15 protein-coding genes, 2 tRNA genes and 1 pseudogene are annotated in these 20029 nt (G+C 56.1%); 8 read left to right on the forward strand and 10 right to left on the reverse strand.

The genetic code is table 11. From position 1 onward, the window contains the following. The first annotated feature begins 43 nt into the window (after positions 1-43). Positions 44-2503, forward strand: coding sequence for a TonB-dependent siderophore receptor (locus tag V0R62_RS11045; RefSeq protein WP_330103739.1), 2460 nt, complete (start codon positions 44-46; stop codon positions 2501-2503). A 192-nt stretch (positions 2504-2695) separates the two neighbouring features. Here V0R62_RS11045 and V0R62_RS11050 read toward each other — a convergent pair whose 3' ends face one another. From V0R62_RS11050 to V0R62_RS11065, 4 genes are all read right to left on the reverse strand, one after another. After that, the gene (locus V0R62_RS11050; RefSeq protein ID WP_330103740.1) at positions 2696-3181 is read right to left on the reverse strand and encodes a hypothetical protein; all 486 of its coding nucleotides are present in this window, start codon (positions 3179-3181) and stop codon (positions 2696-2698) included. Positions 3182-3197: 16 nt separating this feature from the next. Next, on the reverse strand, positions 3198-4112 hold the full coding sequence (locus V0R62_RS11055) for a hypothetical protein (RefSeq protein WP_330103741.1): 915 nt from the start codon (positions 4110-4112) through the stop codon (positions 3198-3200). A 683-nt stretch (positions 4113-4795) separates the two neighbouring features. Beyond that, positions 4796-4872: transfer RNA gene (locus V0R62_RS11060), tRNA-Met, on the reverse strand. A 96-nt stretch (positions 4873-4968) separates the two neighbouring features. Next, on the reverse strand, positions 4969-5901 hold the full coding sequence (locus V0R62_RS11065) for a FecR family protein (RefSeq protein ID WP_330103742.1): 933 nt from the start codon (positions 5899-5901) through the stop codon (positions 4969-4971). 192 nt (positions 5902-6093) lie between these two features. Between V0R62_RS11065 and V0R62_RS11070 the strand changes: the two genes are divergently transcribed. Beyond that, positions 6094-7308 (forward strand): MFS transporter, encoded by a 1215-nt coding sequence (locus V0R62_RS11070; RefSeq protein ID WP_330103743.1) that lies wholly within the window; start codon positions 6094-6096, stop codon positions 7306-7308. A 165-nt stretch (positions 7309-7473) separates the two neighbouring features. On the opposite strand, the gene V0R62_RS11075 is transcribed toward V0R62_RS11070, so the two are convergent. Then, on the reverse strand, positions 7474-8349 hold the full coding sequence (locus tag V0R62_RS11075; RefSeq protein ID WP_330103744.1) for an RHS repeat-associated core domain-containing protein: 876 nt from the start codon (positions 8347-8349) through the stop codon (positions 7474-7476). A gap of 634 nt (positions 8350-8983) precedes the next feature. Here V0R62_RS11075 and V0R62_RS11080 point away from each other — a divergent pair. Beyond that, a complete protein-coding gene (locus V0R62_RS11080; protein WP_330103745.1) occupies positions 8984-10144 on the forward strand; it encodes an MFS transporter in 1161 nt (386 codons plus the stop codon). Positions 10145-10350: 206 nt separating this feature from the next. On the opposite strand, the gene yacG is transcribed toward V0R62_RS11080, so the two are convergent. The 4 genes from yacG to V0R62_RS11100 are packed head-to-tail and all read right to left on the reverse strand — an operon-like array spanning position 10351 to position 13248. Then, positions 10351-10551, reverse strand: coding sequence for a DNA gyrase inhibitor YacG (yacG, locus tag V0R62_RS11085; protein WP_011535705.1), 201 nt, complete (start codon positions 10549-10551; stop codon positions 10351-10353). After that, positions 10548-11171, reverse strand: a complete 624-nt coding sequence (gene coaE / locus V0R62_RS11090; protein WP_330103746.1) for a dephospho-CoA kinase — start codon at positions 11169-11171, stop codon at positions 10548-10550. The genes yacG and coaE overlap by 4 nt, the downstream gene beginning before the upstream one ends. Continuing rightward, positions 11171-12037 (reverse strand): prepilin peptidase, encoded by an 867-nt coding sequence (locus tag V0R62_RS11095; RefSeq protein WP_330103747.1) that lies wholly within the window; start codon positions 12035-12037, stop codon positions 11171-11173. The genes coaE and V0R62_RS11095 overlap by 1 nt, the downstream gene beginning before the upstream one ends. Positions 12038-12039: 2 nt before the next feature. Next, complete coding sequence (locus tag V0R62_RS11100) at positions 12040-13248, reverse strand: type II secretion system F family protein (RefSeq protein ID WP_330103748.1); 1209 nt, start codon at positions 13246-13248, stop codon at positions 12040-12042. A 227-nt stretch (positions 13249-13475) separates the two neighbouring features. Here V0R62_RS11100 and V0R62_RS11105 point away from each other — a divergent pair, with 227 nt between their 5' ends. The 5 genes and pseudogenes from V0R62_RS11105 to V0R62_RS11125 form a co-directional block, all read left to right on the forward strand. Then, positions 13476-13886, forward strand: coding sequence for a pilin (locus V0R62_RS11105; RefSeq protein ID WP_330103749.1), 411 nt, complete (start codon positions 13476-13478; stop codon positions 13884-13886). 58 nt (positions 13887-13944) lie between these two features. Further along, positions 13945-14020, forward strand: a tRNA-Thr gene (locus V0R62_RS11110). A gap of 158 nt (positions 14021-14178) precedes the next feature. Continuing rightward, positions 14179-15996 (forward strand): AAA family ATPase, encoded by a 1818-nt coding sequence (locus V0R62_RS11115; RefSeq protein ID WP_330103750.1) that lies wholly within the window; start codon positions 14179-14181, stop codon positions 15994-15996. Positions 15997-16424: 428 nt separating this feature from the next. Continuing rightward, a complete protein-coding gene (locus V0R62_RS11120) occupies positions 16425-17264 on the forward strand; it encodes a putative phage abortive infection protein (protein WP_330103751.1) in 840 nt (279 codons plus the stop codon). A 328-nt stretch (positions 17265-17592) separates the two neighbouring features. Next, positions 17593-18284: pseudogene (locus V0R62_RS11125) on the forward strand (hypothetical protein); the annotation flags it as partial. Between the two features lie 398 nt (positions 18285-18682). On the opposite strand, the gene V0R62_RS11130 reads toward V0R62_RS11125, so the two are convergent. Beyond that, complete coding sequence (locus tag V0R62_RS11130; RefSeq protein WP_330103752.1) at positions 18683-19642, reverse strand: hypothetical protein; 960 nt, start codon at positions 19640-19642, stop codon at positions 18683-18685. Positions 19643-20029 lie beyond the last annotated feature (387 nt).

Consider the following 20029-nt stretch of genomic DNA (forward strand, 5'->3'; position numbering starts at 1 on the left):
CGTGCGTCCTTGCTCTTAGCCAACACATCGGAGATTCGGGAATATGCTGTCATCCTTGCGCGCGCGCATCCCCTTCAAGCCCCGCAACGCCCTGACCATCGGCCTGCACCTGGTGGTCGCCGGGCTGCCCCTGAGCCTTGCCCCGGCGGTCATGGCCCAGCAGCAGTTGCAGCGCTACGACATCGCTGCCGGCGCGCTGGGCGATGTCCTGAGCCAGTTCGCCCGCCAGGCCGGGGTAGCGATCTCGTTCGACGCCGCGCAGGTGGCAGGCAAGCGCAGTGCGGGCTTGCAGGGCAGCTACGGTGTGCAGGAAGGTTTCGCCGCCCTGTTGCACGGTCAGGGCCTGCAGGCTCAGTGGAGTGCCGATGGTTACGTGCTGGTCGCCGTGGCCGGCAGCCCAGGGGCGCTTGAGCTGGGGGCCACCACCATCAACAGCCAGGCGCTGGGCAGCACCACCGAAGGGACCGGTTCGTACACCACTGGCACGACCAGCAGCGCCACCAAGCTCAACCTGAGCCTGCGCGAGACGCCGCAGTCGGTCACCGTGGTCACCCGCCAGCGCATGGACGACCAGAACATGAAGACCCTGGACGATGTACTGCAAGGGGCGACGGGCATCACCATCATGAAAAACGGTGGCGAGCGTTCGATGTACTCGGCGCGGGGGCAGTTGATCGACACGCTGCAGATCGATGGCATCCCCACCAACATCAGCAACGCCTACTCGATGGACGCCATCTCCAAGCCCACCACCGACATCTACGACCGCGTGGAAATCGTCCGCGGCGCGACGGGCCTGATGGAAGGGGCGGGCAATCCCTCCGCGTCGATCAACCTGGTGCGCAAGCGCCCGACCCGCGAGGCCCAGGCACTGGCCGAAGTGTCGGCCGGATCCTGGGATGACTACAAAGGCATGCTCGATGTCTCGTCCCCGCTCAATGGCGAGGGCACGCTGCGTAATCGCACGGTCCTCAGCTACAACAATGCCAACAGCTACCTGGACACCGCGCAGAAAGAAAACCAGCTGTTCTACAGCGTGTTCGAGGCGGACCTGAGCGCCGATACCCTGGTGACACTCGGCTTCACCTACCAGAAGGAGCGCAACTCGGGTTACGACTGGTCCGGATTGCCCACCCGCCCCAACGGCGAGTTCTACCCTATTTCGCGTTCGACCTCGCTGACCGGCAAGTGGAATCATCTGGACAAGCGCAACACCACGCTCTTCGGCGATGTGCAGCGTCAGTTGGGCAACGACTGGAAGCTGGTGGTCGCCGCCAGCCAGACCTGGGCCAAGTCGGACTTTCTCGGCAACTTCACCACGCGCGTGGATGGCAGCGAAGACCGTTTCAGCCTGCAACCCCGGCACTTTCGCTACAACGATACGCAGACCAGTGTCGATACCTACCTGACCGGGCCGTTCCAGCTGCTGGGCCGTCAGCACGAGCTGGTGCTGGGCAGCAATGTGCGCAAGGACGACTTTGACTACCACGGCGGCAATGACGTCGGTTACAGCTACCTGTTCGACATGAACGACCTGGATGCCTTCAATCCGCCCAGGCCCACGGGGCTGGCCGTCAACAAGTGGAAGTACAACAAGACCCAGGAGCAAGAGGGGATCTATGCCGCTGGCCGCTTCTCGCTTACCGATTCGACCCGCCTGATCCTCGGTAGCCGGGTCAGCTGGTTCAAGACCCAGAGCCTGACCCATGTCACCCGCAAGATCGAAGGTGAGTACAGCGCCAACCGAGAGGTCACGCCCTATGCCGGCTTGATCCAGGACCTCGATGAAAACTGGTCGGCGTACGCCAGCTACACCGAGATCTTCAAGCCTCAGGACAATCTCGGAACCGATGGCAGGATCCTCAAGCCCATGACTGGCAGCAACTATGAGATCGGGCTGAAGGGCGAGTTTCTCGAAAAGCGGGTGACCACCGCGATCGCCCTGTTCCAGGCGGACCAGACCGGCAGGCCGGAGGCGCTGAGCGACAGCGAGGCCGAGACCCTGTGCCCGGCGCTGCCCAATGGTTGCTATGCCTCATCCGACAAGGTGCGCAACCGTGGTATCGATCTGGAGTTGGCTGGTGAGCTGCTGCCGGGCTGGAACCTGTCGGCGGGGTACACCTATACCCAGTCCAAGTACATTGCCGGGGCGCAGAAGGGTGAGGATTTCTCGGCGTCCGCGCCGCGTCATCTGTTGAAGATTGCCACGGACTACCGCCTGCCGGGCAATTTCAACCATGTGCGGGTGGGGGGCAGCTTCCATGCGCAAAGCAAGATGACCTACACCGACGCCGAAGTGTCGGACACGTTCAAGATCGAACAGAAGCCATACACCCTGACCAACCTGCATGCGGTCTACGAGATCAGCCCGAACATGGAGCTGCAGTACAACCTGGACAACGTCTTCGACAAGAAGTACATCCAGACCACCGGCAACGACAACTACTGGAATTTCTACGGCGAGCCGCGCAATTTCAACCTGACCTTGCGGACCCGGTTCTGAGGTGTTGAGTCTATGAGAATCGTCGGCAAACCTCCCTTCACCGATATTTGACCCGCATGGTTTCCGTCACCGGGGCATGCTGAAGGTGAGCGACGTGCATTAGCCTTACTGCGAAGTCCCCGCCGGGGCGGGGACTTTGTGGACGAGATTGCATCCATTGGCCTAGGTATTGAGAGTAGACTAATTCCTGCCTTAGCCGCTAATCAATGACGGAACCATGGCGCTCATCGGCTCGATGGCAGCGTGTGCACCCTTCTTGCCTTCCTTCTCAATAGTCTCATTCATTGCCTCATACACGCCCTTGCCCGCATCGTAAATTGACAGAGGGTCAGTTGTGTCCCCAAGGCAGACGACAACGAATTTGATGAGGCTTGTTGTGACGGCGACCATTTTCTCTACTTTTTTGATTTTGAAAATGAAACGCTGAACATCAGCGCTGACGGCCTTGATGTTCTCGACATCATTTTTAGATTGTGCGGCAATTATAGCAATGCCTTTTCCGCTGAGTCTTATGTATAACGGATTAAGCTCGCCAATCTGATTGTTTATTTTGTCCCTTACATCCTGGTCTTCTTCATTCCTGAGCTGAAGCACAAGCTGGGCGAGCAGTTGCCGAACCGCAGAGACTAGCGCTTCTTCGGCACCAAAGAGGTCTTGTACATTGCTTTCGTTAGCCATCGCTGCACCTGTTGATTTATTTATTCATTGCGTGAATGGAGTCTCTAAGCGTCTCGACCTTGTTTGCAAAATCATTGATAGACTGCAACTGGTCTTTTTTAGACAGTGTAGAGAATTTCTGCTCAAGATTTATATTCGCTTTTTTCAGTGCCTCTCCAGCGGCCTTGAACTTCGCCAAGGCATCATCAACCTCTTTTTGATCAGGATGCTGCTGCGCCATGATATACGCAAGGTATCGGTAAATTAGCGCCTGCTCATTGCTCAGGTTTTTGTTTTTTTCGCCTTTGCGTGCCCCGACAAAATCGATGTTGGACACGAGCGCGGTGTTGGAAACACTGGCGGCGTTTGCTACTTCAGTGCTGGCCACATCAGCAACGGCGAGCATGGTGTCTACTTGTCTGTTGACGGCCGCATAGTTGTCGCGCATTAAATTCGTTGCCTTGTCTTTAATAGCAGCGGTAGTGATCATTTCCGAGAGAAGCTTTGTCAATTGCTCGAAGGCTTCGGCATCCTCTTTGTTCAGTACCTGATTTCCATCTGCCCCCTTGATTGTCAAGGCTGCATCTTTAAGGTTCTTTGCGTCATCAGCCAGGAATTGAGGGGACACACCAACCAATGCAGACAGGGCTGCAGCGTAAGTGTTAATGACCACCGCGCTTGCTTCGGCAGTTTTGACATTGGCTGCAAAAGCTTCGCATTCGCCATCAATATTTTTTTTCATTGCGCTGGCGCTAACGTAATTCGTCTTGCCGAGCTCTGAAGACAGCATCGACTCGTAGCACCATTTGACGGACTTTTTCATTATCTCTGAATAGCTTTTGGTAAAGCCAACCGAGCTCTCGTTGAAGTCCTTGACGGCTTGTGTGTTGTATCCACAGCCACTTAAACCGAAAAGCATGACTAGCAAAAGTGCTGGATTTGTCAACTTCATGTGCGGCGCCCCTCCGTTTAACCAGCGGACTGGTGTGATCTGTCCACGGCGGGCAACCCAACGACACTTGCCGTCCGTGGCGTGCTATAAGGGGTGGCTACTTGCCACCCCCTTGTGAGCAAAGACCAAAAGTCCTGGATATGCAAATACGCGGAAGGGGAGGTTTGCTATCAGGAATAATTTTTTAGAACATTAAGTGCTTTAATGGCTGTCAGTATAAGAAGCCATGCAGGCACGCACCGTCCGCAGCACTTACAGATCAAAAGGTCAATGGAAAATCGTCGTAATCATCCACTGTTGTGGCCAAAGCGAAAGTATCGCCTGTCGTTATAAATAGTATGATCGGCTAAAGCGATTAGAAGTGAACCGTGCCCGCTGAACGATGGCCTCGATTCTCAGGGCTATCGGTATGGCGTTTGCCCCAGAAAATGCCTGGATGAAGCCTGTCGAGACTTTCAGATGTCGAGCCCAGCCCCGCCAAGGTGGCTTAGGGCAAGGCGTGGCGTTTGGGCTTGATACGCTTCAACGGCGTGTACACCTCGGCTTCCTTATCTGCAAAGGAGCAGGCGGCGTGAAGAAAGGTGTGGGAAGATACGCAGATTCACCGGAAACAAAAAAGCCTGCACAAGGCAGGCTTTTTGTCGTTTCGTACATTGGCATAGGCAACGTAAGAAGCAAGTGTTTGGTGGCTACACAGGGACTTGAACCCCGGACCCCAGCATTATGAATGCTATGCTCTAACCAACTGAGCTATGTAGCCGACTTGGCGCGCATTATTAGCTCGAATCGCGATTCTGTCAACAACGTTTTCAAAAAAAATTTCCAACCTTTCAAAAACTTAGCCGGGCAGGGCGCTTCAGCGCACGATCAGCCAGTGGCCGAGCAGGTTGTGCAGGCGCAGTTGCTGATCGGCGGCCAGGCGTTCGAGGCTCTGCGGCGGGTGGTCGAGGTCGAAATCGCCGCTGACCCGCTGGTAGGCGGCCTGCTCGTTTAGCAGCCAGACCCGCTGGCCACGGTAATCGGCCAGGCGCTCCAGCACCTCGCTCAATGGCAGGTTCCTGGCCTTCAACTGGCCGTTGCGCCAGGCATCGGCCAGCTTGACGTCGATCTTCTCGACCGGATTGATCCGGCTTTCGTTGAACGTCACCCGTTCGCCGGCATTGACCAGGCGCTGGTCGCCACCCTGCAGGACCGCGGCCTTGCCGTTGAACACCACCAGTTCGTCGTGGTCGGCGTGGCGGGCGATCTGCAGGCGGGTGCCGAACACCTGGATCCGCGTGTCATCGACCTGCACCTCCATGGCCCGGCCATCGAGCATCACCTCCAGGTAGACCTGGCCCTGCACCAACTGCAACTGTCGGGTGCGCCCACGCAGGTCGACATTCATCGCACTGGCGCTGTCCAGGTGCAGGGTCGAGCCATCGGCCAGGCGTACGCTGCGGCGCTCGCCGCTGTCGGTGTGCAGTTCGCTGCCCAGGCGCTGCATCACCGGCCAGTAGAGCCAGGCCAGTGCGCCCACCAGCAGCAGAAACAGCAGCCCCAGGCACAGCCCGGCACGGCTGCGGCGGACCTTGGCGATGCGTGGTCGCGGGCGCGCCGCCGGTACCTGCAATTGCTGCCAGTAGGCTTCGAGCTGGGCATAGGCCCTGGCGTTGAGCGGGTCCTGGCACCAGCTGGCGAATGCCTGGCGCAGGGCCTCGTCGCAGCCGGGTTGGCGCAGGCGCGAGAACCAGTCCAGGGCTTCCTGCTCGGGGTCGGGCGTGGGCTGCAAGGCGGGCATCGGGCTCATGGGATCGGTCTGCTCGCAGGGGGAGGGCGGTTTCGCCCCGCATTTACAGGGAAGAGGAGAAAGGATGCTAAATATATTGAGAATTATTTACAAGTACGTGTCGGATGGAAGGCTCGCCCAAATAAAAAGGTAGCTTCGTATCTATTTGTTTCACGATAATCGGATCCCAACCCGCGGACGGACATCCAGCCCATGGCCATCAGCAGTACCACGACTTCCAGCGCCAGCAGCCCGGCAAACCAGGCCTCCCCGCTGGTGATGCGCATCATCGGTTTCTGTGCCCTGGCGCACCTGATCAACGACCTGATCCAGTCGGTGCTGCCGGCGATCTACCCGATGCTCAAGGCCAACTACGACCTGAGCTTCGCCCAGATCGGGCTGATCACCCTGACCTTTCAGATCACCGCGTCGCTGCTGCAGCCGTGGGTGGGCTTTATCACCGACAAGCGGCCCACGCCGAACCTGCTGCCGATGGGCACCCTGTGCACCCTGGCGGGCATCGTGATGCTGGCCTTCGTCGGCAGCTTCCCGATGATCCTGCTGGCCTCGGCGCTGGTGGGCATCGGCTCGTCGACCTTCCACCCCGAGACCTCGCGCATCGCCCGGCTGGCCTCCGGCGGGCGCTTCGGCCTGGCCCAGTCGAGCTTCCAGGTCGGCGGCAACGCTGGCTCCGCCCTCGGCCCGCTGCTGGCGGCGGCGATCGTGATTCCCTTCGGCCAGACCCATGTCGCCTGGTTCGGCGTGGCCGGGCTGTTCTTCTTCGCCGTGACCCTGATGCTGCGCCGCTGGTACAAGGAACACCTCAACCAGGCCAAGGCGCGCAAGGCGGTGCAGGCCACCCATGGCATCTCGCGCCAGCGGGTGATCCTGGCGCTGGTGGTTCTGGGCCTGCTGGTGTTCTCCAAGTACTTCTATATGTCCAGCTTCACCAGCTACTTCACCTTCTATCTGATCGAGAAGTTCCAGCTGTCGGTGGCCAGTTCGCAGTTGCACCTGTTCCTGTTCCTCGGCGCGGTGGCGGCGGGCACGTTCTTTGGCGGGCCGATCGGTGACCGCATCGGGCGCAAGGCGGTGATCTGGTTCTCGATCCTCGGGGTGGCGCCGTTCACCCTGGCGCTGCCGTATGCCGACCTGTTCTGGACCACCGTGCTCAGCGTGGTGATCGGTTTTGTCCTGGCGTCGGCGTTCTCGGCCATCGTGGTGTATGCCCAGGAACTGGTGCCGGGCAATGTCGGGATGATTGCCGGGATCTTCTTCGGGCTGATGTTCGGCTTCGGCGGCATCGGCGCGGCGCTGCTGGGGTATGTGGCGGATCTGCGTGGGATCGAGTATGTGTATGGGGTTTGTTCGTTCCTGCCGTTGTTTGGGTTGTTGGCGGTGTTTTTGCCGGCTACTGGCAAGAAATGACAGCGAAAGGCCCCTCGCTGGATTTCAGCGCGGGGCCGGGATCGCGCTTCTGATGAAATAGTGTCCGTTCATTTCCCCTCGGAGCCTAGGCCTGCCAATTTACGGCAAGCCCAAGCAGATCCCCAACGGCGGCTCCCCCGAAGAGTGCTCAACTCGCAAACTGGATTAGAACCAGGATCGCCCTCCGTAGGGCTCGTCCGATGGGTTTTCTGCATAAGTAGTATCGAACACCATTGGGAATTTTATGTCTCTTGACATTTTAACGGCGTAATACGCTCTTTCGTGAATAACCATCACTTGACTGTGAAGGCGGGTAAAATGTACGCCTTCAATCCAGCGCGAAAAGTCCTTGACGTAAACGCCAACTATATAGCCAGACCCATCATGGCCTGTGAAGTTATTTGCCAGTTCGGCATATTGCGTAATGTATGTGCCTCGCCCAGCCAGCCCGCCTCCTGAATGGCTAATATCCAAACCCGACTCTAGGGAATTGACATCCTCTATTGTTTTTGTTCCATGGAGCCCAATCAGCTGCCAGCCCTCTGGGATGTTCTTTGGACTGTTAACGATATTCATGGGGAATTTATCTGTTGTGTAGGTCCTGGTATAAGTAGAAGTGGTGTAGGTATCAGATGTTTCGATTTTTACACTGGCAGGCAAATTTCGTTGGGTGGGTGACTTTTTGAAAAAGCGACGTAAGGACTCAGAAATGTTACCGCTAGGGTCCCGACGGTTTATCGGGTCGCCTAGGCAGTACGCATATGAGTTCACCCCGCCCGCAGCGAAAGGACTCATGTTATCCGGACTGTTGAATCGCATCAAAACCGGATTGAATGCTCGTAATCCATTACCCAGAAGGTAATTGTCCGTGAGGGGCTCCAGTCGTTCACCATTAAATCCAAGGGTATTACCTAGTGCAGGAAGTAAGCCATAACATGAATAGGGTAAGTTTTGTGATGAATGTGCTTTATTGGCTTCGAAGAGAACAGAGTTTTGTTGGTCCGAAGCCAACAAGACATTGACGCCCGCCTGGTTATTCATAACGCTCCCTCCACCGTGGTCTGGGTTTTATTACCACAATCGCGCCTCAAGCAGCCTGCTAGCAAAAAGGCTGCAAAGGGGTAAGCTTTGAACGTCGATGCCAGTAAAATGGTTCGTCCGGTTTTGATTGGCATGGCAGCGGCCTGAGAGCGCCTATGAAAGCTTGAACTTGGGCCGTCTTTAGTGGTTTGGCAACTGTCAGAAATATTAGGTGGTTGTTTCAAGGCTGCGTAATGGTGGGGTTGCAAACCGGCCTTTCGCTGCTTGACCCTTGGACCAAGAACCGCTGTTGTGATTAGCGGATTGACGCCTCAGGGCTCCCTGGCCTAGAGTGCCGCCTCCTCAATCCCTGCGTAGTCAATGCAATGCGCCGTACCCGTAGTCCCCGCCCACACCGCCAGCCTGTCGCCCCGACAGCGCGCCGCGCGTGGCCGAGCGACACGGTGCTCAAGCGTCGACGCAGTGTGCTGTTCGCCTTCACCTTCTCGCCACATCTTGCCCTGAACTGATCCGCGCCCCTGCCTCCCGCGCCTTTGCGGCGAGATCGCGGGCGCCTGCGTTCGAATATCTTTCAGCGGATTTTCCAGTCGGCCAGGGCCAGAGCCCCTGCGCGCCGGCTTGCAAGGAGTGGTACATGAACATGCGTTTGCTGGCGGGCCTGTTGTTCGCCGTGTCGGTGGTCGGTTTCAGCCTCGGGGCGAGCCTGCCGCTGGTGTCGTTACGCCTGCACGAAGCGGGGGCGGGGACGCTGGAGATCGGCATCATCTCGGCGATCCCGGCGGCGGGCATGATGCTCTCGGCGTTCATGGTCGATGCCTGCTGTCGGCACCTGACCCGCCGGGTCATCTATCTGCTCAGCTTCAGCCTGTGCACCCTGAGCATCGCCCTGCTGGAGTGGGCCTTCGACTCGATGCTGTGGCTGGCGCTGCTGCGCCTGGGGCTTGGCATCGGCATGGGCATCGCGATCATCCTCGGCGAGTCGTGGGTCAACGAACTGTGCCCGGAGCACAACCGCGGCAAGATCATGGCCCTGTACGCCACCAGCTTCACCGGCTTCCAGGTGCTCGGCCCGGCGCTGCTGGCGCTGCTTGGCGCCGACAGCCCGTGGCTGACCGGCGTGGTCACCGCCGGCTACGGCCTGGCGCTGCTGTGCATCCTGTTCACCGTGCCCAACGACCATGTCGAGCATGGCGACGAGGGCGAGAAGAGCTTCGGACTGGCCGGCTTCTTCCGCATCGCCCCGGCGCTGTGCGTGGCGGTGCTGTTCTTCTCGTTCTTCGATGCCGTGGTGCTGTCGCTGCTGCCGGTGTATGCCAGCAGCCATGGCTTTGCCGTGGGCGTGGCGGCGCTGATGGTGACGGTGGTGTTCGCCGGTGACATGATCTTCCAGCTGCCCCTGGGCTGGTTGGCCGACCGGGTCGAGCGCACCGGGCTGCACCTGGTGTGCGGGCTGGTGGCGATGAGCATCGGTATCGCCTTGCCCTGGCTGTTGCAGATGACCTGGCTGCTGTGGCCGCTGCTGGTGGTGCTCGGGGCGGTAGCCGGGGGCATCTATACCCTGGCGCTGGTACTGATCGGGCAGCGCTTCAGGGGCCAGGACCTGGTGACCGCCAACGCCAGTGTCGGCCTGCTGTGGGGCGTCGGCAGCCTGGTCGGGCCGCTGGTCAGCGGCGCGGCGATGGATGTGGCGCCCCATGGCTTGCCTATGGCGTTGGCGCTGATGGCGGGGTTGTTCGTGTGTTTTGCGCGGCAGGCGTATCGGCGGGCGGGGCGGTTGCAGGCTGCGGTGGATTGACGGAGTGGCTGGTCATCCGAAGTGATGATCTGTACCACGCACTCAACTGTAGGAGCGGCCTTGTGCCGCGAAAGGGCCGCAACGCGGCCCCGGCGATCTTTGCGCAAATACTGAAATCCAGGGGCCGTTGCACGGCCCTTTCGCGGCACAAGGCCGCTCCTACAGGGGGCGTACGCACATGGGCGTAGGCACCTGGGCAGCCTAGCTTAGTGCCGCGGCTCCAGATCCCCCGAATACAACTCATCCTCGGACTCTTCCGCCCCCGCGATCTTGTGCTCCTCGGCCGCCCAGGCCCCCAGGTCGATCAACTTGCAGCGGTCCGAGCAAAACGGCCGGAACGGGCTCTTCTCCCCCCATTCCACGGGCGCCCCACAGGTCGGGCAATCAACGGTCATCGGCTGGCTCATGGCTGGCCTCCTCGCAAAGTCAGGTAAAAGTGGTGCAGGCGGTCGATCTCGTCGTGCAGCGATTGCAGATCACGATCGTTGACCACCACGTCATCGGCATGGCGCAGGCGTTCTTCCCGGGCCAGCTGGGCCTTGAGAATCGCCTGCACCTGCTCAGGATTGGTGTTGTCCCGTTGCAGGGTGCGCTGCACCTGCAACTCGGTCGGCGCATCGATCACCAATATGCGCTGGGTCTTGCTGAGCTGCCCCGACTCGATCAACAGCGGCGACACATACACCGCATAGGGCGTCTCGGCCTTGGCCAGGTAGCTGAAGATCTCCTGGCCGATCAGCGGGTGCAGCAGCTGCTCCAGCCATTGCCGTTGCGCAGGGTCGGCGAAGATCTGCTGGCGCAGGGCGCCACGGTCGAGCTGGCCATCCTCCAGCAGCACGCCGGGACCGAAGCGCTCGACGATGCTGGCCAGGGCAGGGCGCCCCGGCTCGACAACCCAGCGCGCGGCTTGGTCGGCATCGACCAGGTGCACGCCCAGCTCGACGAAACGCTCGGCGGCGGCGCTCTTGCCGCTGCCGATGCCGCCGGTCAGGCCGAGAATCCAGGGGGTGAAAGGCGCTGTGCTCATCAGGTTCCAAGCAGTTGCAGGTAAGAAGCGACTATTTCATCACCCCAGAGCACGGCGATCCACCCCGCAATCGCCAGATAAGGCCCAAAAGGCAACGCAGCGCCCATTTGCGTGCGCTTCAAACGCACCAGCGTCAGCCCGATCAGCGCCCCCACCAGCGAGGCCAGCATCAACGTCAGCGGCAAAATCTGCCAACCGCCCCAGGCCCCGAGCATGGCCAGCAGCTTGAAGTCGCCAAAGCCCATGCCCTCCTTGCCGGTCACCAGCTTGAACACCCAGTACACCGTCCACAGGCTCAGATAACCCGCAACGGCGCCCCACACCGCATCGGCCAGCGGCACCAGCAGCCCGAAGGCGTTGACCACCAGCCCCAGCCACAACAGCGGCAGCACCAGCACATCCGGCAGCAACTGATGCTCGGCATCGATCAGGCTCAAGACGATCAGCCCCCAGGTCAGCAGCATCACCGCCAGCGCCTCCACGCCCGGCCCGAAATGCCACGCCACCAGCAGCGAGAGTAGGACGCTGGCCAGCTCCACCAGTGGATAACGCGCACTGATCCGCGCCTTGCAACCCGAGCAACGCCCGCGCAGGGCTAGGTAACTCAACACCGGAATGTTTTCCCACACCCGGATCGGGCGCTGGCAATGCGGGCAACGCGAAGCCGGCAAACACAGATCGAAGCGCTCGTGCTCGGCCTGCGGCAGCCCCAGCACCTCCTGCGCCTCGCGCTGCCACTGGCGCTCGAGCATCAGCGGCAGCCGGTACGCCAGCACATTGAGAAAACTGCCCACCAGCAACCCCAGCACCGCGGCCAGGGCATAAAAGAACGGCGGATGATCGACGATTACGGCCCAGGCATTCATGTTCAGATCAGGCTACCCAATTGGAAGATCGGCAAGTACATCGCCACGACAAGGCCCCCCACCAGCAGCCCGAGGATCAGCACGATGGCCGGCTCCAGCAGCGTGGTCAACTGCTCCAGCGCCTGGCTCACCTGCTCTTCGTAATGTAGCGCGGCCTTGTCCAGCATGGTGTCGAGGGTGCCGCTGGCCTCGCCGACCGCCATCAGCTGGCGCAGCAGCGGCGGGAACAGCCCGTCAGCCTCCATCGCCTGTTGCAGGCTGGCCCCATTGGCCACGCCCTGGCGCAACGCCAGGATCGCCCGCTCATGCAGGCAGTTGCCACTGACCGGCGCCACCGTTGCCAACGCATCCAGTAACGCCACGCCGGCCGTATAAGATGTCGCCAGGCTGCGCGCAAACCGCGCCAACGCCGCCTGCCCGAGCAAGGTGCCAACCACCGGCACCCGCAGCCCCCAGCGCACCATCCACAGGCGCGCCGGCAGATGCCGCCGATAAACCTCCCGCCCACCAACCCCAAGCACAGTTATCAACAGCACCAGCCACCCCACGTGATTGCCCAGCCCTGTGGATAAATCGATCACCCACTGCGTGAACGCCGGCAGCGCCTTGTCGAAACTGGCGAACAGCCCCTGAAAGCGCGGCACCACCTCCAGCAACAACAACGCTGCCACCCCGAGCCCCGTCAGCAGCAACAGCGCCGGATACAGCATCGCCTTGCGCACCTTCTGCCGCAGCGCCTGGCGCTTTTCCAGCATCCCCGCCATCTGCTCCAGCTGCCGGTCCAGCGTGCCCGACTGCTCGCCCACCCGCACCAGGTTGCAGTACAGCGCATCGAACCACGCCGGGTGGCGCTGCAACGCCTCCGCCAGCCCCAGCCCCGCCGCCACATCCTGTTTCAACCGCGCCAGCAACGCCGACATGCCGCTGTCCACCGTGCTGCGCGCCATCACCTCGAACGCCTGCAACAACGGCACCCCCGCCGTCAGCAAGGTCGCTAGCTGCCGGCTGAACCCCGGCGCATCCGGCTTGCCCACCCGCTGCGGCCAACGCCACTGCAACCCACCCGCCAACCTCACCCGTGTGGCCCGGATGCCCTGGCGTTGCAGCCAGGCCTGCACGAACGCCGGGCTGCGCCCCGGTTGCTGGCCGTGTTGACGAGCGCCGGAGGCATCGATGCCCTCCCAGGCGTAGAGGCGGGTAGACGGTGGCATGCGAAGGTCCTTTGCAGTGCGGCGACAAGCCCCGTAACAGCTTGCCGGGCCCGAGGCCGGGCGCGTTTCCATGACGCTCACTAGAGTAGTTCAGCGAAGATGACGCCCTGCCGTGCAGGGGTGACAAAAGGTGTCGGTTCAGGCCTACTGCGCGCCTGCCGGCCGGGGCGCAACCCAAGATGAAATGCGCCGACCGCGCCTCCATGTATTACGAAGGAAGACCGTTCATGAAAGGGCAACGAGGTATTACCCTGATCGAACTGATGATCGTCGTGGCGATCATCGGCATCCTGGCGACCATCGCCATCCCCATGTACACCAACCATCAGGCCCGGACCAAAGCCGCGGCGGCGCTGCTGGAGATCTCCGCGCTGAAAACGCCGATGGACATCCGCCTGAACGAAGGCAAGGACGTGCCCGACGTCGCCAGCCTCGGCGGCCAGCCCGCCACCGCCCATTGCGCGATCACCGCCAGCGGCACGGCGGCCGACGGCACCGCCAGCATCGCCTGCACCCTGGTCGACGCACCGGCCAATGTGCTGGGCAAGACCGTGACCCTGGCCCGCACCCAGGCCGGGTGGAGCTGCGTGACCACGGTGGAGGAAGACCTCGCGCCGAATGGCTGCAAGGCGCCGTGAAAGTGAGGTGAAACAGGGGTTTGCGTAACGGACACGGCAATGGTACGTTGCGCAACACGCCGGTGTAGCTCAGTCGGTAGAGCAGCGCACTCGTAACGCGAAGGTCGCAGGTTCGATTCCTGTCTCCGGCACCATTTTTGGCCGCCTTGGCTTGCTTCAAATTCTAGAAGTGTTAGAGGTAAAGCTCGCCTAGTGCGGGCTTTTTCCGTTTGATGGCATTGAAGGATGCTGTATCCAGTGTCGTATAATCCCAAGGTTGCAATGCGCCAATTCGCACAAGAGGAGATGCTCAATGCGACTTTTGCATTATCTAGAAATCGAAAATTTTAAACGATTCGGCACTCGTCAGCGCATTGAGTTAGACCACCCGGCTGTACTGATTGGCCCTAATAATTGTGGCAAGACTAGTGCTATACAGGCTTTGGCTTTGTGGTCTCAAGCAATTCGCACATGGTATGAGATTCGTAAAGAGTCAGCAGCAAAAGAGCGAACAGCGACGTCGTTGAACCGTTTAAATATTGTGGCGGTTCCTGTTACAAGAACGCGCTTTTTTTGGCACAATACTCAAGTCAGGAAGGCCAATAAAGACATACCATTAATAATCACTGTGGGTGTCGAGTATGAGGGTGAGGTCTACTCCTTGCCAATGCGTTTTCGTAGCCAAGGTGATGAGCTGGTGTACTGCTCTCCTGATGAATCTGTCATGGGGAATCTGGATTTAATAGCGTACGCGGCTAGCTTGAAAGTCGAGCTGCTCTATCCTATGTCTGGGTTGGATACAGAGGAGCCAATCCTACAGCCAGGTCGAGTTGATGTTTTGCTCGGGCAGGGGCGCACAGCTGATGTACTGAGAAACCTTTGCCTAGTTGTTGCAAAGACCTCCGAAGAGGACTGGCAGCGAGTCACCGGGCTAATCAAACGCCTATTCAGTGTTGAACTTGGATATCCAGAGGAAACGACTCGTGGCAGTATCACTCTGACTTATCGTCAGAGGGGCGTTAAGGAGGCCTTGGATATTTCTTCGGCTGGCCGAGGGATGTTACAAATTTTGCTTGTGTTTGCATACCTGTATTCACACAAAGGTAGTGTGCTCTTGGTCGATGAGCCAGATGCGCATTTAGAGATTTTGAGGCAAAAGCAAATTTATGTTTTGCTTAGGGATATTGCCAGCGAGAATGGGTCGCAAGTGGTATTGGTGACCCACTCTGAGGTCATCTTGGATGAAGCCTTAGACACGAATTTGACGCTTTTGCTTGAGGGCGTATCTGATGATTTGGCAGGACGTCAAGAAATTCGTAACAGTCTCAAGCATTTCGGCGCAGACCACTACGTTAAAGCCCGCGAACGTGGATATGTTCTGTATGTAGAAGGTGGGACTGATGTCGATATGTTACGTGCTTTGAGCGAGCATATCCAACACCCAGTGGCAAGTATCTGGGATGAGCGTATCAATACTTTTTATGTGCAAAATAACTATCCTTTACAGGACTTGCAAGCGGAGCTAGAGCGTGTAGAGGGTGGTTTCGGTATCACTCCTTTAGATCACTTCAAAGGGTTGAAGAATTTACTCCCAGGGCTGAAGGGGCTTGCAGTATTAGATAATGACGGTCAAGGTCGCCAAGATCGCAACTTTGGTGATCTGAGAATGTGTTATTGGAGACGTTATGAGACGGAGAACTACTTTGTAACTCCAGATCTTTTACGTCGGTATACTGTGGCGCAATACCCTGCAGATGATCTGTTCTCCCAACAGACCATTGGTGCTATAGATGAGGTTCTTTCGCAGGTAGTGATTGAGCTTGTATTTGATGGTGATGTTACCGATTACAGTGCTTGGCAAGAGTCACCAGCAGAGGCCGCTCGGTTGGTATGGGAGGCGAAAACTGAACGGAGAAAGCTTAGTCGCCTGGCTGATGAGTTTTTCCGGAGACTTGCTCGCAGGATCGGAGGTGGAATGCTTCTGAAAAAGGGAGAGTTGCATCGCCTTATGAGTTTTGCGAAGCTATCTGCAAATGCAGAGGCAGAGGTTAGGGTAAAGCTTGATCTTCTTTACGAAATTTTTGAGAGCGCTAGCCCTCTTAATGAAGAAAGGGTAGAGCGATCAGAGTGAGTGCTGTTTTCAAAAGAGCACGCGGGCTGTTCGGCAAAAATGGGGCGGATCTATTTTTTCTAAGATTTTTCTGAAAAATGCATACGTCCCCATTTTTGTCCGAAACTACTTTTCACGAAGAGTAGAAATTGGCCGGCAGCAACTTATGGGTATCTAAGGAAGTTTGAAGATGTCCCCATTCACCAAATGCCTTGGCAATTCGTTCCAATGATCAGGCCATAAACACCTCTCCAGTCTAACTCCCAGTCAGAAAGCTAATATGCAACTTGGTCAACATGTTGGCAAAATGACTTTTATGTGTTGGCTGAGAGTCCAGTGTCGGCGCAAAAAACGTAATCTAGAGCAGCCAAGGCCCGCCTACTTGGCGGTTTAGCCCAATTGATACCTATTTGTAGTTGGCTGAAGCAACTAATCAAGGAATGAAAAATATGAAATTCAGAAGAAAAGGATACAAGGCATTTCTCGATATTGTCGACGGAGACGATTCACGCACAACTCAAGCCTTATACCGTCTATTTGTTACCGCAGTCGCAGCTGTTTTATTGGTTTTCCTTGTAAATTTACTCTCGATCGGGAAAAGCTCATTTGGTGAGTGGGGAGACTTCTTTGGTGGCGTACTCAATCCAATACTAACTTTTCTTACCTTCATGGGGCTATTGATAACGATCGTTATTCAGCAGGCGGAGCTTAAAGAGTCTCGAAAAGAGTTTAAACGCTCAGCAGATGCGTTAGATGATCAAAGCAAGAGCTTAAAGAAGCAAAATTTTGAGAGTACATTCTTCCAGATGCTATCTCTACATAACGATATTGTTAATTCCATAGATCTTGTTGAGAAAGAAAGTGGAAATACAACAAAAGGCAGAGATTGCTTTAGGGTTTTTTACACGCGGCTTGCTCGTCTTTACCGAGAGACAAAAAATAAAGGTAAAGGAAAGTATCCGCCTGAAAGTATTGCTGAGCTTTCTTATACTTTGTTCTGGAAGGATCATCAGACTGAGTTAGGGCATTATTTTAGGTACCTATACAATCTTATAAAATTTGTCGATGAGAGCGAATTCTCCGAAGGTCCCTACATAAAGCTAGTGAGAGCTCAGCTATCTGATCAAGAGCTTTTTCTTCTTTTCTATAACTCAACATCCAATCAAGGTCATAAATTTCGCACTTATATCGAAAGGTACGCATTATTCGATAACATGCCGACAGTCAGGATACTCGACAATAGGCATCTGAAACTATACTCCGAGAGCGCATATGGGGAGTCCAGTTAACTAGTTTGCAAGTACCGATTTTTTGGTGTTCGCTTAAAGCGCGTCATTAACTCAAACGTTAATGGCCGCTTTTGGCTGATAGCAGTCTTCCACGGATTACAACTAAGGGTCGAAAGCGATCATCCACGATCGTCAATTTCGACTCTTAACAATTTTTCGATAATAAGAAAGAGGGCAAAGAAATGGGTCCAAATAAAGGGGGCAGATTTGAATGGCACTTACTTGACAATCAACAGTTTGATCTGTAAGAAAAAATGAATAAGGGCTGGCCTTGGTCCACGGTGATAGTTGCGAAAAACACACCATTAACCCAAGGACGCCACCCAGAATGGATCGTAGACGTCAAATCCTTCAGCATCAACAGCAGCGTTTTCGCCACCATGCTTCGACCAGTGACGCTCAGGCATTTTTCAATCTCCTCATGGCTCCCGAGTTGCTAATGCATGTCGAGTCAACTTTGCCAACACGTCGAGAGCGCCTGTTTCCACCCACCGAAACGCTCTCGATGTTCCTTGCTCAAGCAATGAGTGCTGATCGCTCCTGCCAGCAGGGGGGCAATGACTTTTCCATCAAGCGATCCTGCAACGGTATGAAGCCTAACAGCACTCGTACAGACGCCTTCTGCAGAGCCAGACAGCGCCTACCGGTGGAGATGGGCTCAACACTGGTTCGTCACACGGCGTCATCGGTCATTGATCAGGCGCCCTCGTCGTGGCGTTGGATGGGGCGGCCCGTAAGTCTTGTCGATGGAACAACCGTTTCGATGCCCGACACGGTAGCCAACCAGGTTGCTTATCCGCAATCACGGGGCCAGAAGGTTGGTCTGGGTTTCCCACTTTGCCGAATGGTTGGCATCGTTTGTCTATCCAGCGGTGCCGTTCTGGATGCGGCACTGGGCCGATTCCGGGGGAAAGGCGGCGATGAACAGACCTTGCTCGGGTCAATGCTCGATGCAGGCCGCCATGGATGAGCATGGCGCAGTATGAACAGGCGCCGGAGAGGCTGACGGTGAGAGAGCTGAATGAATCGCCCCTGGTTTCGCAGACACCTCCAAGCCTCATAATGAGGCCCAAATAGGAGGTGCCATGAGTCGTCACCGTTACCCTGAAGAATTCAAGATAGAAGCGGTCAAGACTGAGCGTTCGTAAATGGACATTAAGGCTTTGGATGGAGACTGCTTTCGGCCGGTAGCGGCCTCCACGAAACGCGGCTATGGGGCGGTAGCGGTCAGTTACGACCAGCACCTAACTACCAAAGTCGATGCAGAGAGGTTACGACCAGATGTCTCTCCCCGCTAAAAGTTGGATATATCATTCGCACCATGAAAGAGATGCAACTTCAATAAGTCCATCAAAAAATGGATTTCATCATAAAGATGATGGGATCTTGAAGGCCCTTTGCATATTTTTATGTGTCTTTCATAGAGATTTATTTTGGGATTCTATTAAATTTGTGAGAGTTTTGGGCGTGCGGATTTTGATCTCATCAATCAATCGATTGAGCTTTGACTCTCTATCTAAATCACTTTTCGAGCCATCGATAAAAACTTTTGCTATATTTGCAAAAAGTTCATGGGCCAGTTCCACGATGGATTCCACAGGCAGCCCAACGTGTGAACTGCCCTTCAGATAATCTAGATCATTGACATTATATACTTTGTACCCTCCAAGGCTGCACACCGGGCGAATTGTGGCATTGATAACATCTAGAAAATAATCATCTTTTTTGATGGGTGCTTTTTCAGAGCCATCAAGCGTGCAATCAATTAGACTCTTGAAAACAGATTGGTTTAAAAGTCGATCATTAGGCTTTTCGATATATATGTATGGGACAGATATTGCGCGATTGCCTATTATCGCCTTGGGGGCATATTTCATAGCAGCCGAATTGTGCTTTAGGTAATTGTTAATAACGTAAATCTCATAAAACTTCCCAATGAACAGAAAGTCATATGCTTTCATGAACGCCTTCTTACAGTCCTCATGGAAGTCACCACGGTATCTTTCAGGTGATTTCAAGACTCCAATTGAATTTGACTTGAATATTTTGTCAATCTCAGCATTGAGATTTTTGTCTTTTTTTAGCGGCCTGTATTTTGTCTTTTTGAGAGAGGTTGTTCCAATAAAACAAAAGACTACCCAGTTGTGGTAGTATTCTGTGAGTATTGAAAGGTTGTGAATTAGTGCGTCTAAGTTATATGAGAACCTCTCGTCGGTAACGTACCAATAAGGGCCGTTCGCTTGTTCGTCGAGACATTTCTCAACTTCCTTAGTAATATGCAAAACTTTTCTTAGTTGATAGTCTAATGAGTTTTCACAGCTAGCTCTAAACATGTGATGTTCATAATTATCCATTACTTCTAGTGCAGGGATTAACATTGAGTTCCTTCTGGGTCTGTGTGTGCTTATGAAGCATAACCAAATGCTATTACCTTGTCTATGAAGCTCGCTCGCTCAGGTGACTCAGAAGACTTTTGTGTTGTACACATTCTCCACGAGCGATGCTTGCCACTGCCTAGACTACTATTGATAAGCTATGATTGGTTCCAAGCCAGCGCTGTAATTTGATAGAGCCGAAAGCTCACCAAGGATATATGCAGCAGCTCTTCGAACAGGTGCAGCCATTCAGATGGATTTGAAAATGTTAAACAATATCTGTATGACCATTTTTGTCGGCAAGCGGTCTTAAATGAGGGGCAGCATTGGGTCGATAGCAGTCAGTCGCGAACGGCTGCAATCGACCCGTCACGGCCACTCAGCACTGGG

It is taken from the genome of Pseudomonas carassii (assembly GCF_036324045.1).
GTDB lineage: Bacteria > Pseudomonadota > Gammaproteobacteria > Pseudomonadales > Pseudomonadaceae > Aquipseudomonas > Aquipseudomonas peradeniyensis.

Coding starts and splice junctions, on each gene's coding strand:
- V0R62_RS11050 (WP_330103740.1), bottom strand. CDS start 3,181: ATGGCTAACGAAAGCAATGTACAAGACCTCTTTGGTGCCGAAGAAGCG.
- V0R62_RS11120 (WP_330103751.1), top strand. CDS start 16,425: ATGAAATTCAGAAGAAAAGGATACAAGGCATTTCTCGATATTGTCGAC.
- V0R62_RS11115 (WP_330103750.1), top strand. CDS start 14,179: ATGCGACTTTTGCATTATCTAGAAATCGAAAATTTTAAACGATTCGGC.
- V0R62_RS11065 (WP_330103742.1), bottom strand. CDS start 5,901: ATGAGCCCGATGCCCGCCTTGCAGCCCACGCCCGACCCCGAGCAGGAA.
- V0R62_RS11080 (WP_330103745.1), top strand. CDS start 8,984: ATGAACATGCGTTTGCTGGCGGGCCTGTTGTTCGCCGTGTCGGTGGTC.
- V0R62_RS11105 (WP_330103749.1), top strand. CDS start 13,476: ATGAAAGGGCAACGAGGTATTACCCTGATCGAACTGATGATCGTCGTG.
- V0R62_RS11070 (WP_330103743.1), top strand. CDS start 6,094: ATGGCCATCAGCAGTACCACGACTTCCAGCGCCAGCAGCCCGGCAAAC.
- V0R62_RS11055 (WP_330103741.1), bottom strand. CDS start 4,112: ATGAAGTTGACAAATCCAGCACTTTTGCTAGTCATGCTTTTCGGTTTA.
- V0R62_RS11075 (WP_330103744.1), bottom strand. CDS start 8,349: ATGAATAACCAGGCGGGCGTCAATGTCTTGTTGGCTTCGGACCAACAA.
- V0R62_RS11100 (WP_330103748.1), bottom strand. CDS start 13,248: ATGCCACCGTCTACCCGCCTCTACGCCTGGGAGGGCATCGATGCCTCC.
- V0R62_RS11095 (WP_330103747.1), bottom strand. CDS start 12,037: ATGAATGCCTGGGCCGTAATCGTCGATCATCCGCCGTTCTTTTATGCC.
- yacG (WP_011535705.1), bottom strand. CDS start 10,551: ATGAGCCAGCCGATGACCGTTGATTGCCCGACCTGTGGGGCGCCCGTG.
- V0R62_RS11130 (WP_330103752.1), bottom strand. CDS start 19,642: ATGTTAATCCCTGCACTAGAAGTAATGGATAATTATGAACATCACATG.
- coaE (WP_330103746.1), bottom strand. CDS start 11,171: ATGAGCACAGCGCCTTTCACCCCCTGGATTCTCGGCCTGACCGGCGGC.
- V0R62_RS11045 (WP_330103739.1), top strand. CDS start 44: ATGCTGTCATCCTTGCGCGCGCGCATCCCCTTCAAGCCCCGCAACGCC.